Origin of the sequence: Bradyrhizobium sp. S69, from assembly GCF_009766005.1 — a bacterium.
Classification (GTDB): domain Bacteria; phylum Pseudomonadota; class Alphaproteobacteria; order Rhizobiales; family Xanthobacteraceae; genus Bradyrhizobium.
The window spans coordinates 456,619-471,558 of the sequence record NZ_LMUK01000041.1; the positions used below are offsets into that span (position 1 = coordinate 456,619).

Genomic DNA, 14,940 nt, shown 5'->3' on the forward strand with positions numbered 1-14,940 from the left:
ATCGCGGCGTGGTTGCAGCATCGGCTGGCCGTCGAACAGGACCGCGCCACGGCTCGGCTGATAGAGGCCCGCCGCCAGACGAAGTGCTGTGGTCTTGCCACAGCCGGAAGCGCCGACGATGCAGAGGAATTCGCCCGGCCGGACGCCGAGGTTCAAATTCTCGATGATGGTCTTGCCGCCGAGCATCAACGTGGCATCGATAAATTCGATCTGCGGCGCTGCGAGGCCGGACACCGGCGCCTCCTGGCGTTTCAGGGCGATGGCCATGACGTCAGCTCCTGTTGCCTGGCGGATAGACGAAGTTGATCGTCGAATGCAGATGCTCCGACAGCATGGCCTGGGCACCGGGAACGTCGCGCGAGAGAACGCAGTCGGCGAGCAACTGATGGACACGCACGAATTTCTTGCCGCTGTCCAACTGGCGCATCATCGCGCGGCGGTACCGATACGCCTGATCGTAGAGGTCGGAATGGGCGGCGAGCATGCGCTTGGAGCCGCACGCTCCCAGCAAGGCGGTGTGAAAACCCTTGTGCAGCCGGTCGAAATCCTCCGCACCTTCGCGGAATTCATTGCCGGTGCGCTCGATATGCCGGCGCAACTGGTGCAGCGCGCTGAGAATGTCGGCCTCCCAGGCATCATTGCCGTTCGCGATGGCCAGCCGGATCGCTTCGATCTCGACGGCGGTGCGCATGGTGGTGATGTCGGCTAAATCCTCGCGGCTGATGTCGGCGACGCGGAAGCCGCGTTGCCCGATGCCGACGATCAGGCCGCGCGAAACCAGCCGCGACAGACCCTCGCGCAACGGCGTCGCGCCGATGTCATAGCGTTCGACCAGATCGACAATCCCAAGCCGCGCTCCCGGCGCGAGGTCGCCAATGAGGATGTCGCGCTCGACCAATGTCGCGGCGCGCTCGCTCAGGGTTGCGGCCTCCGCGGCCGGCACACTCTGGTCGCGCTCGGGAGTTGGCATCGCGACGTCCTCAATTCAGGACCAATGTGGCGGTGTCGAGCTTGGACTGTAGCATCTTCTGCGACGACATCACCTCGATCCACCAGGCTAACTGCTCGGGCTTAAGCACCGGTTCGGAGTGATTCGGTGGTGTTGCTTTCACCAGTTCTAACGGCTGCTTGGTGAATTTGGCAATCGAAGCGAACGCTTTCTCGGGATCGCCGTTGACGATCTGCGCGGATTCGGCGATCGCTTCGCGGAATTTCCTGATGGTGTCGGTATTCTTCTCCGCCCATTCGCGCGACGCCGCGTAAAAAATAATCGGGTCGTTTCGTGCGAGTTCGACCGCGTAGCGCGCACCGACCGAGCCCAGTCCGGCATTGGTCATGCGCGTCACGAACGGCTCGGCGGTGAGTACGGCGTCGACGCCGCCGGATTTGATGATGTCAGCCATGGTCGGGAAGGTGACTTCGACAAAGTTGACGCTCTTGGGATCGACGCCTTTCTCGACCAGCCACTTGACGAACAGCACATGCAGGAAGGCGTTCAGCCCGGGCGCCCCGATTTTCTTGCCGACGAAATCCTTTGGCTCCTTGATGGTGATGCCGTTGCGAACGAACGCAGTGATGTTGCCGTTCGACGCCGGATTCATGGTCGAGGCGCCGGCGATGGCGACGAGGTCTAGGCCGCCGTCCACCGCCTGCAGGAACACGGTTGAGGTCGGTCCGCCGATCTGGATCGAGTTCGACAGGATGGCGGCAGGGATATTCGAGTTGATGCCGATCGGAGTCATCTCGGCATCCAGCCCGTGCTTTTTGAAAATTCCTTCGTCGGCTGCGACCATCGCCGAGGCACAGTCCGACGTCGCGGTGCAACCGATCTGAATCCTGGCTTGCGCCGCCGCGGACCCGGTCAGCGCCAGACTGATCGCGAGGGTCGCCAGGACCTTTGTCATCGCCGTCTCCTCGTTTTACATTTTTCATACTTGATTATCGATATTTTATATGATCATATATTTCATCTCCACGCAAGAGGGCACCCAGATGAAACTCGCAACGTTCACGTCCGGCGGTCAGGAAAAGGTGGGAGTCGTGCATTCGGGCGACAGCCTTCTGTTCGACCTCGCGGCCGCCGCCAGTCGCACCGGCGCCGAGAATCCGGCGTTCGCCTCCATGCTCGCCTTGATCGATGCCGGGCCGCGGGCGCTCGATCAGGCTGCAACCATGTTCGACAAGCACGGCAAGGACAGCGCGCTGTCGCTAGCCGTCAAGAGTGCAGCCATCCTCGCGCCGGTGCCGGAGCCGCGGCAGATGCGCGACGGCATGTCGTTTCCGCTGCACATCCTTCAGGCGCCACGAGGCCAGTTCAAGCTTGCGGCGCGCGCCAACAACGACATGGCGGAACTGGCGCGGCTCGAGGCCGAGCCGCTCGGCGAATTGCCGGAGATCTACCGCAAGCAGCCGATCTACTACATCACCAACCGCTTCAGCGTGCGCGGCACCGATACGACGGTGAAATGGCCGCGCTACAGCCAGGTAATGGATTACGAGTGCGAGTTCGGCATCATCACCAGGAACAAGGGCGCCAATATTTCTGCTGCCAAGGCCAAGGACCACATCTTCGGCTACACGATATTCAATGATTTTTCGGCGCGCGACGCCCAGCGTATCGAAATGGAGGGGCGGTTGGGTCCGGCCAAAGGCAAGAGCTTTGACGGCGGCAATGTCATGGGACCCTGGATCGTGACTCCCGATGAAATCGGCGATCCCTACCAGCTGAAGATGGAAGTCCGCGTCAATGGCAAGATGCGCTCGCAAGGGGTTTCCGAAGGCATGCTGTTTTCGTTCGAGGAGATCATCGAACACGTGACCAGGGACGAGACGCTGATGCCCGGCGAATTCATCGGCTCCGGCACGGTCGGCAATGGTTGCGGCCTTGAAATCGGTTGGTACCTTGAACATGGCGACACGATCGAACTCGAGGTCGAGAAGATCGGGGTCCTGAAGAACAGGGTTGAACGGCAAGACGCGAAGGCCGTTTAAGGCCGATCAATAAGAAACACAGAACGAGGAAACGCCATGGCGCGCAGATTGATCGATATCTCCGTCCCCCTGCAAAACGACGTGCCCGCCGATCCGCCGGGCGGGCAGCCGACCATCCAGTACATCGATCATCAGCAGGGCCTGCCGCGCATGCTGCAATTCTTCGATGGTCTCAAGGCCGCCGACTTACCTGACGGGCAGGGCTGGGCGGTTGAACAGGTCCAGCTCTCGACCCACAACGGCACCCATCTCGACGCGCCCTGGCATTTTCATCCCACCATGAATCGCGGTGAGCGGTCATGGACCATCGACGAGGTCCCGCTGGAATGGTGCCTGCAGCCGGCTGTGAAACTCGACTTCCGGCATTTTCCCGATGGCTATGTTGCGACCGCGGAAGATGTCGAAGTTGAACTCAAGCGCATCGGTCACACGCTCTCGCCGCTTGAGATCGTCGTGGTCAATACCAGCGCCGGCGCCAAATACGGCCGTCCCGACTACGTCAGTTCTGGCTGCGGCATGGGCTACGGGGCGACCATGTATCTGCTGGAGCGCGGTGTGCGGCTGACCGGGATCGACGGCTGGAGCTGGGATGCGCCGTTCGTCCACACCGCGAAGAAGTACGCCGAGACCAGGGATGCCAGCCTGATCTGGGAAGGTCACAAGGCCGGCCGTCACATCGGCTATTGCCACATTGAGAAGCTGCACAATCTCGAGCTATTGCCATCGACCGGTTTCACGGTGTCCTGCTTCCCGGTCAAGATCGAGCGCGCTTCGGCGGGCTGGACCAGGGCCGTTGCGATCATCGATGGATGAACCGCGCCGTCCGGCATAAGCGATGTGTTCATGCCGGGGCGGACCCCCGGGATGAACTTTGGGTCGGCTCATTCACCGGGGAGCGGATCGCGAAATTCCAATACAGGTCACACGACGGTATTTTCTGACGCTTCCCGCCCATTAAAAAACCGCCCGGTTTTGCCGGGCGGTTTTTCGTTCCAGAAAGCGGATGTCTTATTCGCCGTTGCCGAAGCGCCGCGACCACCAGCCCGCCTTGCGGGGCTGGGCCTCGGTGGTTGCCTCGGTCGCCGGTTGCGCTGGAGCAGGGGCCGCCGCTGCCGGCTCAGCATGGACCTGATCGGCCACGGCCTCCGCGGCATGCGAGGGCGCCGCAGCCGGTGCGGCATCGGCCAGGAAGCTCACCTTCTCCCGAACCGTTGACCGCCGCCGTGCGGCTTTATCGGACTCGTGGGCGGCTTCTTGAGTTTCCTTCTGGATAGCCGCTTCCGGCGCGGGTACGGAGGCCGTTTCCGGTTGATGCCGATCGGCCTCGTGCGGCGCGGCCTGTGGTGCGATCGATTCGGGCTGAATCACCGGCAGCGCCGGCTCAGGCATAAATCCATGCGGAACCGAATCGAGATCGGCAACCGCGTCGAGGGCTTCGGGAGCGGTCGTCGGCCCGAGTTCATCGGCAATCGATCCGGCCAGACCGTCTTCCGGTCCACCGCGCCGGCGGCGCCCGCCACGGCGACCGCGGCGCCTCGGCCGGCGCTCGCCGTCCGCGCCCTGGTCGTTGCGCGCTTGAGTTTCCCCTTGGGTCTCCCCCTGGGCTTCCTCGGATTCGTCCTCGTCGGAGCCGGCTTCTTCAACCGAACCGACGCTTTCATGGGTCTCGCCATCCGCCGCGATCCGGGGAGCGTCGTGCTCCTCGCGCACCGGTCCGCCTTCGCGCGGTTCGCCGGAGCGGCCACGCCGACGGCGTCTGCGCTTGCGCCGCGGGCCATCCGCATCGGCACTGCCACCCGCGCTTTCACCGGCGGCAATTTCGTCGCCAACGTCTTGGCCAAGATCCTGGCCAGCATCCTGACCAAGGCCTTCGCTCTCGTCGGTTTCGACTTCGGATTCGGCCTCGATGTCGTAGGCCTCTTCGTCGTCATAGGCTTCCTCGACCTGCGGCACGGACGAAGCGACCTGTGCTGCCAGCAGCGCCTTGGCTGCCTCCAGCGTGTGAACCTGCTCGCCGCGTTCGATGATGAACGATTGCTGGCCGCTCACGGTCGGATCGGCGATCACGGCCAGCGTAACCTTGAAGCTGTTTTCGAGGTCGCGCAGATGGCCGCGCTTGTGGTTGAGCACGTAGAGCGCAACGTCGGTGCGGGTGCGCACCACGAGATTGTGGGTGGCGCCCTTCATCAATATTTCTTCAAGTCCACGCAGCAATTGCAGCGCGACCGAAGACACCGAACGGACATGACCGCTGCCGCCGCATTGCGGGCACGGCTCGGTCGAGCTCTCCAGCACGCTGGCGCGGATGCGCTGGCGCGACATCTCGAGCAGGCCGAAATGCGAGATGCGCCCGACCTGGATCCGGGCACGGTCCTGCCGCAGGCAATCGGAGAGCTTGCGTTCGACCGAACGGTTGTTGCGCTTCTCGTCCATGTCGATGAAGTCGATGACGATCAGGCCGGCGAGGTCGCGCAGGCGCAATTGCCGCGCGACTTCCTCTGATGCTTCGAGGTTGGTCTTGAGCGCGGTATCCTCGATGTGATGTTCGCGGGTCGAGCGGCCGGAGTTGACGTCGATCGACACCAAAGCTTCGGTCTGGTTGATCACGATGTAGCCGCCGGACCGCAACTGCACGGTTGGCGAGAACATCGCATCGAGCTGACTCTCGACTCCCATTCGGGAAAACAACGGCTGGCCGTCGCGATATTGCCGGACCGCGCGCACATTCGACGGCATCAGCATTTTCATGAAGTCGCGGGCTTCCTGATAGCCGGCTTCGCCGGCGACCTGGATCTCGTCGATTTCCTTGTTGTAGAGATCGCGCAGCGACCGCTTGATCAGCGATCCCTCCTCGTAGACGAGGGTCGGCGCCTGCGAATTCAGGGTCATGTCGCGCACGGTTTCCCACATGCGGATCAGGTACTCGAAGTCGCGCTTGATCTCGGGCTTGGTGCGGGAGGCGCCGGCAGTGCGCAGAATGATGCCCATGCCCTCGGGCACGTCGAGATCCTGTACCACTTCCTTCAGCCGCGAACGGTCCTGCGCCGAGGTGATCTTGCGGCTGATGCCGCCGCCGCGCGCGGTGTTGGGCATCAGCACGGCATAGCGGCCGGCCAGCGAGAGGTAGGTGGTGAGGGCAGCGCCCTTGTTGCCGCGTTCTTCCTTGACGACCTGAACCAGCATCACCTGACGGCGCTTGATGACTTCCTGGATCTTGTACTGGCGGCGCGGCCGGAAGGCGCGCTCCGGCACTTCTTCCAGCACATCGTCGCCACCGACGGATTCAACGACTTCTTCCTCGGCCTCGTCGCCATCATCATCGTCATCGTCGTGTGCGTCATCGCCATGCGAAGCTGCCGGCGATTCGGCGTGATCGGATGCCGCGGGCTCGCCGTGGGCATGCTCGGCATGAGCCGCGTCTTCGGCATGCGCTGCATTTTCCTGCGCATGCTCGGCGTGTTCATCGTGGCCGTGGGGATCATGCGTGTGGTCATCATGTACATGATCGTGGTGGGCGTGAGCCTCATGCGCGTGATCGTCGTGCGAATGATCGGCGTGAACGTGATCAGCATGCTCGCCGTGAGCTTCCGCGCCAGCCGGAGCGGAGGCTTCGACGGCAGCAGCAGGCGTCTCAGACTGCCATGACGCAGCAGGGGTCTCGCCATCGTGCGCTTGATCGTGGCCATGGCCATCATGGGCATGATCATGGTCGTGCGCAGGCTCGTGACCCTCGTGGTCGTGATGGCTCGCCTCGGCGGGCTGATAGGTCTCGCCCTCGCCGTGATGAACATGTCCCTCATGAACATGTCCTGCGCCGCCGTCTTCATGCGGCTGATGATCGTGCGGCTCGTCGCCGTGGCCGTGATCTTGGCCGTGATCCGGGCTGGTTCCCTCGACCACGCCGCTCTGTACGCGGTCGCTCTGGCCGCGACGGCGTGCGTTGCGGTGGCGTGGGCGGCGGCGGTTGGAACGATTTTCAGTTTCTTCCTCGGCCTCGCGATGGGCGCGCTCATCGGCTTCGATCAGCGCCTGACGATCGGCGACCGGGATTTGATAATAGTCGGGATGGATTTCGCTGAAGGCCAGGAAGCCATGGCGGTTGCCGCCATACTCGATGAAGGCCGCCTGCAGCGACGGTTCTACGCGCGTGACCTTTGCGAGATAGATGTTTCCACGAAGCTGTTTGCGTTGGGCGGTCTCGAAGTCAAACTCTTCGACACGATTGCCGCGGACCACAACGACCCGGGTCTCTTCCGGGTGGGTGGCATCGATCAACATTTTGTTGGGCATTTTTGAGCTCTTGACGGCGGCGGGCGCGTATCGCGGTGCGCGCATATCGCGCGTCCGGGTGACGCGACGGTCCACCTGATTCGGGGGTGAGGGGAAGGCCAAAACGCAACCCAGAGCGCCGCGCCGAACATGTTCCTCGCAGAGCAAAGCGACGCGCAGAGCTTTCGCTCCGCGTCGGCGCGGTTCCTTGCTGGATCATGGTCGGCAACACAGTCTGGCGCATCAAGCGTCGGCCCGTCTGAACACGTTGGCGGCAAAAAGCGCCGCCTTGTCTGTCGCTGAAGGCCCGGCGTGGCGCCGAAGCGCTCGCCGGCCATCGCATATCGGAGCCTTGCGGCCCGGTATTCGGTTATGCCGTGTCTTACAGTCGTCCCTGCACCAAGATGGTAACCTGGGACCGAACGCCGCTCGGGCTCAAAACCGCCGCTCCATGTCAGCCGCGCGCTGCACTGGCTGGGGAGGGATCGGAAAGACGCTGGAAACCCCGAAAAGAACCGAAGGTTCCGGCGCTGCACCGGGAGGCTGAACGCGACACAACCGGGAGTATTAACCGTCAGCCCCTCGTACATACGTGGAATGACGCCGAGGTGCAAGGGACGACCAAAGGACGTGCAAAGCAGCGTCGCAGCGCGGCAACACTCCGCAGGTATTCTCGTCAAGCTCCTTAAGGCACGATTAACCCTGCACTCCTATTGCGGTAAGAGGGCTGGTCGGAGGCACCGAATCGTTGGCGAGCCGCGCAAATCATCGTATTTTGCTGGGGTGTGCGCTGTTGTGCGCCGCAGCATTTCTGTGTTCCGATATTAGTCTTGTCGAGGCCGATGAGGGACAGCCGGCGAACCCTGTTGTGGCGTCAGGCTTTCCCGTTGCCTCGGATGCCCGGCTGGCCGGCGACGTCAAGCAGACCCGTTTTGTTCTAGATCTCGACAAAACCGTGTCGTTTCGTGCCTTTGCGCTCGCGGATCCCGACCGGGTCGTGGTCGATGTGCCCCAAATCAACTTTCAGCTTCCGGCTGGGACCGGCACGGCCGGCCGCGGACTGATCAAGGGGTTCCGTTATGGCCTGGTCATGCCGGGCGGGTCCCGAATCGTGTTCGACCTGTCTGGGCCTGCCAAAATCGCCAATTCCTACGTGCTGGAGGCCGCCAACGGCCAGCCGTCGCGGCTGGTGCTGGAGTTTGCCGAGACCGACCGCGCCAGCTTCGTGCAGTCGCTCACGACCGAAAGCCGGCCCGAGCTGAGGCCTGCCATCGCCGATGCCACGGCCAACACGCCGACGCCGGCCGAGGCCAGATCCGACGCCGGGCCAGGGTCCAAGCCTTCTGACTCCAAGCCTTCTGACTCCAAGCCTTCCGACTCCAAGCCTTCTGACTCCAAACCCGAGGCTGCCGATTCGCGCCCTCTGATCGTGATCGATCCCGGCCATGGCGGTCCTGATAACGGCACCCAGGCCAACGGCCAAAACGAGAAGAGCCTGGTGCTGGCATTTGGGCTGGCGCTGCGCGACCGCATCGAAAAAACCGGCAAATACCGGGTTATCATGACCCGTACCGACGACACCTTCATTCCGCTCAACGACCGGGTGAAGATCGCGCGCAGCCAGTCGGCGGCGCTGTTTGTGTCGATCCATGCCGATTTTCTGCCGCACCGTGAGGGCGATGTGCAGGGGGCGACGATCTACACCGTGTCCGACCGGGCCTCCGACGCCGAGGCCGAACGGCTGGCGGAAGCCGAAAACAAGGCCGATGCGATCGGCGGGGTCAATTTGACCGAGGAACCGACCGACGTCGCCGACATCCTGATCGACCTGGCCCAGCGCGAGACCCGCACCTTTTCGAATCGCTTCGCGCGGCTACTCGCCGGCGAGATGAAGAACGCCACGCGGATGTACAAGCACCCGCTGAAGTCGGCGGGCTTCCGCGTGCTGAAGGCGCCCGACGTGCCGTCGGTGCTGGTCGAACTCGGCTATGTCTCGAACAAGAGCGATCTCGAACATCTGGTATCGGAGAACTGGCGTTCCAAGACCGTGGGCTCGATGGCGCAGGCCATCGACGCCTTCTTTGCGAAACGTCTGGCGACCGCAGGATCCGCGAACTGAAGCGCGGGCCTTGCGGCGGTGTAAGCCCTAGTTTGGCCACAGCGGCGGCTTTATAGAAAATACCGCAAGGCCTTCGGAATCGATCATAATTCCGGCTTCGACAATGTTTCTTCTACAGTGTTTTTTGGACGATGGTATTGTAAGCCCGCGCGGGAGGGAACATTCCGCAAGCAGCCTCCCGCACCAGGGCGTGGGTCTGATGTGACGGCGTCAAATGTGACGGCGTCAAAAATTGAAACGGACGATCGATAATGCGCTTGCTGGTGCGGTTCCTCGGTTTCCTGTTCGCTGCCGGAACAGTTGTGTTCCTGGTCGGCGTCGCCGCGGCGGCCGGATTGATCTGGCATTTCTCCAAGGATCTGCCGGATTATTCGCAGTTGCAGGATTACGAGCCGCCGGTGATGACACGCGTGCATGCCGCCGACGGCGCGCTGCTTGGAGAATATTCCAAGGAGCGCCGGCTGTATCTGCCGATCCAGGCGGTTCCGAAACTCGTGATCAACGCGTTCCTCGCCGCCGAGGACAAGAATTTCTACGAGCATGGCGGCATCGATTATTCGGGCATGGCGCGCGCGGCGATGGTTTACGCGCAGAACTACGGTTCCAACCGCCGTCCGCAGGGGGCCTCCACGATCACCCAGCAGGTGGCGAAGAACTTCCTTCTGACCAATGAAGTCTCGTTCGCGCGCAAGATCAAGGAAGCGCTGCTCGCGATGCGGATCGAGCGCGCCTATTCGAAGGACAAGATTCTCGAGCTCTATCTCAACGAAATCTATCTCGGCCTCGGGGCTTACGGCATCGCCGCGGCGTCGCTGGTCTATTTCGACAAATCGGTGAACGAGCTCACGGTCGCGGAAGCCTCCTATCTCGCGGCGTTGCCCAAGGCGCCGGCGGCGCTGCATCCGGTTCGCAACCACGACCGCGCGATCGAACGTCGTAACTACGTGATCGATCGGCTGCTGGAAAATGGCTGGATCAAGCAGGCCGATGCCGACAAGGCCCGCAAGGACCCGCTGATCGTGACCAACCGCACCAATGGCGCGCATATCTTCGCCGGCGAGTATTTCGCCGAGGAAGTCCGCCGCGACATCTTCGAGCGCTACGGCGAGAAGAAGCTTTACGAAGGCGGCTTGTCGGTCCGCACCACGCTCGATCCGAAGATCCAGGTGATGGCGCGCACCACGATGGCCGCCGGCATCGTCAACTACGATGAAGCCCAGGGCTGGCGCGGTTCGCAGAGCAAGCTCGATATAACAGGCGATTGGGGCGTCAAGCTCGCCGACGTCAAGTCGCTCAACGACATCTCGCCCTGGCGAATGGCCGTGGTGCTCGAGACCAGCGATCAATCCGCGCGAATTGGTTTACAGCCGGGCCGCGAGCTCGGCGGTGCCGTAGCCAAGGACCGGCAGACCGGCCTCATCACGCTGGACGGCGTCAAATGGGCCAAGCCTACCGCGGGACCTGCGAAGGGCAAGACGCCAACCGCGGTATCGCAGGTGCTTGTCCCGGGGGACGTGATCTATGCCGATCCGCTGATCAAGGATGGCAACGCGGTCGACGGCCAATTCAGGTTGCGCCAGTTGCCGGAAGTCTCAGGTGCTATGGTGGTGATGGATCCCTGGACCGGTCGCGTGCTGGCGATGGTAGGCGGCTTCTCGTTCGATCAGAGCCAGTTCAACCGGGCCACGCAGGCTTACCGGCAGCCCGGTTCGTCGTTCAAGCCGATCGTATACTCGTCCGCGCTCGACAACGGATATACGCCGTCCACGACCGTGATCGACGCGCCGATCGAAATCGATCAGGGGCAGGGCGCCGGGGTCTGGCGGCCGGAGAATTTCTCGAGCGGCAAATACAACGGCCCGACCACGCTGCGCAATGCGCTGAGATTGTCGCTGAATGCGGTGACGGTGCGGCTGGCGCAGGATATCGGCATGCCGCTGATCGGCGAATACGCCAAGCGCTTCGGCGTCTATGACGAGTTGCCGAACTATCTGTCCTACGCGCTGGGCGCCGGCGAGACCACGGTGATGCGGATGGTTACGGCGTATTCGATGCTCGACAATGGCGGTCGCCGGGTCAAGCCGACGCTGATCGATCGCATCCAGGATCGTTACGGCCACACCATCTTCAAACACGATGCGCGTGAGTGTCGCGGCTGCGACGCCCCCGGCGGCTGGAAGAGTCAGCCCGAGCCGCAATTGATCGATCGCCGCGAGCAGGTGCTGGATCCGATGACCGCCTACCAGATCACCTCGATGATGGAGGGCGTGGTCCAGCACGGCACCGCGACCGCGGTCGCCGCCGTCGGCAAGCCGATCGCCGGCAAGACCGGCACCACCAACGATGCCAAGGACGCCTGGTTCGTCGGTTTCTCGCCGGATATCGTGGTCGGCATTTATCTCGGTTACGACAAGCCGCGTACGCTGGGCAGGGGCAATGCCGGCACTGGTGGCCATCTGGCAGCGCCGATCGCCCGCGATTTCCTGAAACTCGCGCTCGCCGACAAGCCGGCGATCCCGTTCAAGGTTCCCGCCGGAATCAAGCTGATCCGCGTCGATTCCAAGACCGGCGTGCGGGCCGGTCCGGGCGATAGCGGAAACATCATTCTCGAAGCGTTCAAGCCGGGCACCGCGCCGCCGGATAATTCTTCGGCGATGGGTGTTGCCGATGCCGATGGCCGCACGCTGACGGTGTCGCCGGACGCCGACCGGAGCATCCTGCGCTCCGGAACCGGTGGCCTGTATTAGACCGGATCCGTTGGCGCAGGCGCAACCTGAATGGTCGTATTCAAGCACCGTGTCTGGTGCGGGCAAAGTTTACTCCAGCATAGCTTTGTGTCAGAGACACCATCAAACGCCCGCAATTAAAACGGATCAAAATCTCAGTTAAATGGCGTCGCAGCGGTGCAGATCTATTCTGGCAACGCATGAGGGCGGCCTTACGATCGGGTACGACTTATGAGGCTGCTCATCCGTTTCTTCGGGTTCCTGTTCACCGCCGGAACCGTGATATTCTTGGTCGGCGTCGCCGCGGCGGCGGGTTTGATCTGGCACTTCTCCAAGGATCTGCCGGATTATTCGCAGTTGCAGGATTACGAGCCGCCGGTGATGACGCGCGTGCATGCCGCCGACGGCGCGCTGCTTGGGGAATATTCGAAAGAACGTCGGCTGTATCTGCCGATCCAGGCGGTTCCGAAACTCGTGATCAACGCGTTCCTCGCCGCCGAGGACAAGAATTTCTATGAGCATGGCGGCATCGATTACTCGGGCATGGCGCGCGCGGCGGTAGTTTACGCACAGAATTTCGGGTCCGGACGCCGGCCGCAAGGCGCCTCGACCATCACCCAGCAGGTGGCGAAGAATTTCTTCTTTTCCAGCGAAGTCTCGTTTGCGCGCAAGATCAAGGAAGCGCTGCTCGCGATGCGGCTTGAGCGCGCCTATTCGAAGGACAAGATTCTCGAGCTCTATCTCAACGAAATCTATCTCGGCCAGGGCGCTTACGGCATTGCCGCGGCGTCGCTGGTTTATTTCGACAAATCGGTCAACGAGCTCACGGTGGCGGAGGCGGCCTTCCTCGCCGCGTTGCCGAAAGCGCCGGGAACGCTGAACCCGGTGCGTAACCACGACCGTGCGGTCGAGCGGCGCAATTACGTGGTGGATCGTCTGCTCGAAAACGGCTGGATCAAACAGACCGACGCAGACATCGCGCGCAAGGATCCGCTGGCTGTCACCAATCGAACCAATAGCGCGCGAACTTTCGCCGGCGAGTATTTCGCCGAAGAGGTCCGCCGCGACCTGCTCGAGCGCTATGGTGAGAAGAAGCTTTATGAAGGTGGTCTCTCGGTACGAACCTCGCTGGATCCCAAGTTGCAGGTGATGGCGCGCAAGACCATGGCGGCGGGGCTCGTCAATTTCGACGAGACGCAGGGATGGCGAGGCGCGATCAGCAAGCTCGATATAACGGGCGATTGGGGCGTCAAGCTTGCCGACGTCAAATCACTCAACGACATTTCGCCGTGGCGGATGGCGGTGGTGCTCGAGACCAGCGATCAGTCGGCGCGGATCGGTTTTCAGCCGGGTCATGAACTCGGCGGCGTGCTATCCAAAGAGAGGAAAACCGGCATCGTCACGCTTGACGGCGTGAGGTGGGCAAAGCCGACGGCGGGACCCGCGAAAGGCAAAACGCCGACCGCCGTATCCCAGATATTGTCGCCCGGCGACATCATCTATGCCGATCCGCTGATTGCCAAGGATGGCTCGTTGGTCGATGGCCAATACCGGTTGCGCCAGTTACCGGAAATATCCGGCGCCATGGTGGCGATGGACCCGCATACCGGCCGGGTGCTGGCGATGGTCGGCGGATTCTCGTTCGACCAGAGCCAGTTCAACCGTGCAACGCAGGCCTATCGACAGCCGGGCTCGACCATCAAGCCGATCGTCTATTCCTCGGCGCTCGACAACGGCTATACGCCGTCGTCCGTCGAGATCGATGGACCGATCGAAATCGATCAGGGGCAGGGCGGCGGGGTCTGGCGCCCGGAGAATTTCTCGGTCGGAAAGTACCAGGGACCGACCACGCTTCGTAACGCGCTGCGGCTGTCGCTGAATACCGTGACGGTGCGGTTGGCGCAGGATATCGGCATGCCGCTGATCGGCGAATACGCCAAGCGTTTCGGTGTCTACGACGAACTGCCGAATTACCTGTCCTATGCGCTCGGCGCCGGCGAAACCACCGTGATGCGGATGGTTACGGCCTATTCGATGATCGACAATTCCGGCCGGCGGATAAAGCCCACGCTGATCGACCGGATCCAGGATCGTTACGGCCACACCATCTTCAGGCACGACGCCCGCGAATGCCGCGGATGCGATGCGCCGGAAGGCTGGAAGAACCAGCCGGAGCCGCAGCTTGTCGATCGGCAGGAGCAGGTGCTCGACGTGCTGACGGCTTACCAGATCACATCGATGATGGAGGGCGTCGTTCAGGGCGGCACGGCGATCGCGTTGCGCGACGTCGGCAAGCCGATCGCCGGCAAGACCGGTACCTCGAACGAAGGCAAAGATCTCTGGTTCGTCGGCTTTTCGCCGGATCTCGTTGTCGGTCTGTATGTTGGTTACGACAAGCCGCGCAGCCTGGGCAGAAACGCGCAAGGCGGTCATACCGCCGCGCCGATCGCCAGGGATTTCATGAAACTTGCGCTCGCCGACAAGCCGGCAACCCCGTTCAAGATCCCGGCCGGTATCAAGCTGATCCGGGTGGACGCCAAGACCGGCCTGCGGGCAGGTCCCGATAGCGGCAAAATCATCCTGGAAGCGTTTAAGCCCGGCACCGCGCCGTCGGACAATTATTCGGCGATCGGCGTTGCCGACGCCGACGGTCGCGTGCCGCAGGCGGAGCCGGATGGGGATCGCAGCCTGTTCCGGCCCGGTACTGGCGGATTGTATTAGAGCGTTTTCGAGCCAACGGGTCGCGCGCCTGCGCGCCCGATGACAGGCTCCGTGGGCACCGGTTCGCGTGAAGAAAACGCGTCAAAACAAAAGACTAAAGCCCCGTTCCGATTC

General features: G+C 62.4%; 9 protein-coding genes. 5 read left to right on the forward strand and 4 right to left on the reverse strand.

Annotation, left to right across the window (positions count from 1 at the left end; genetic code table 11):
- The 3 genes from GSQ88_RS19660 to GSQ88_RS19670 form a co-directional block, all read right to left on the reverse strand.
- On the reverse strand, nt 1-267 hold a 267-nt coding region (locus GSQ88_RS19660; protein ID WP_159009368.1), incomplete at its 3' end, for an ATP-binding cassette domain-containing protein.
- A gap of 4 nt (nt 268-271) precedes the next feature.
- Nucleotides 272-970: a GntR family transcriptional regulator gene (locus tag GSQ88_RS19665; RefSeq protein ID WP_159009369.1), complete on the reverse strand. Its 699-nt coding sequence runs from the start codon at nt 968-970 to the stop codon at nt 272-274.
- Between the two features lie 10 nt (nt 971-980).
- A complete protein-coding gene (locus tag GSQ88_RS19670; protein WP_159009370.1) occupies nt 981-1,904 on the reverse strand; it encodes an ABC transporter substrate-binding protein in 924 nt (307 codons plus the stop codon).
- A gap of 88 nt (nt 1,905-1,992) precedes the next feature.
- Between GSQ88_RS19670 and GSQ88_RS19675 the strand changes: the two genes are divergently transcribed.
- Together GSQ88_RS19675 and GSQ88_RS19680 are read left to right on the forward strand one after the other, a co-directional pair.
- A complete protein-coding gene (locus GSQ88_RS19675) occupies nt 1,993-2,991 on the forward strand; it encodes a fumarylacetoacetate hydrolase family protein (RefSeq protein ID WP_159009514.1) in 999 nt (332 codons plus the stop codon).
- Between the two features lie 36 nt (nt 2,992-3,027).
- The gene (locus GSQ88_RS19680; protein ID WP_159009371.1) at nt 3,028-3,804 is read left to right on the forward strand and encodes a cyclase family protein; all 777 of its coding nucleotides are present in this window, start codon (nt 3,028-3,030) and stop codon (nt 3,802-3,804) included.
- A gap of 195 nt (nt 3,805-3,999) precedes the next feature.
- Here the strand turns inward: GSQ88_RS19680 and GSQ88_RS19685 are convergent, their stop codons facing one another.
- Nucleotides 4,000-7,281 carry an Rne/Rng family ribonuclease gene (locus GSQ88_RS19685; protein WP_159009372.1) on the reverse strand — a complete coding sequence of 1,094 codons (3,282 nt, stop codon included), beginning with the start codon at nt 7,279-7,281 and terminating at the stop codon, nt 4,000-4,002.
- 727 nt (nt 7,282-8,008) lie between these two features.
- On the opposite strand from GSQ88_RS19685, the gene GSQ88_RS19690 reads away from it, so the two are divergent.
- From GSQ88_RS19690 to GSQ88_RS19700, 3 genes are all read left to right on the forward strand, one after another.
- Nucleotides 8,009-9,379 (forward strand): N-acetylmuramoyl-L-alanine amidase, encoded by a 1,371-nt coding sequence (locus GSQ88_RS19690; RefSeq protein WP_159009373.1) that lies wholly within the window; start codon nt 8,009-8,011, stop codon nt 9,377-9,379.
- Between the two features lie 251 nt (nt 9,380-9,630).
- On the forward strand, nt 9,631-12,126 hold the full coding sequence (locus tag GSQ88_RS19695; protein ID WP_159009374.1) for a penicillin-binding protein 1A: 2,496 nt from the start codon (nt 9,631-9,633) through the stop codon (nt 12,124-12,126).
- A gap of 210 nt (nt 12,127-12,336) precedes the next feature.
- Nucleotides 12,337-14,826 (forward strand): penicillin-binding protein 1A, encoded by a 2,490-nt coding sequence (locus GSQ88_RS19700; RefSeq protein WP_159009375.1) that lies wholly within the window; start codon nt 12,337-12,339, stop codon nt 14,824-14,826.
- The last annotated feature ends 114 nt before the right edge of the window (nt 14,827-14,940 follow it).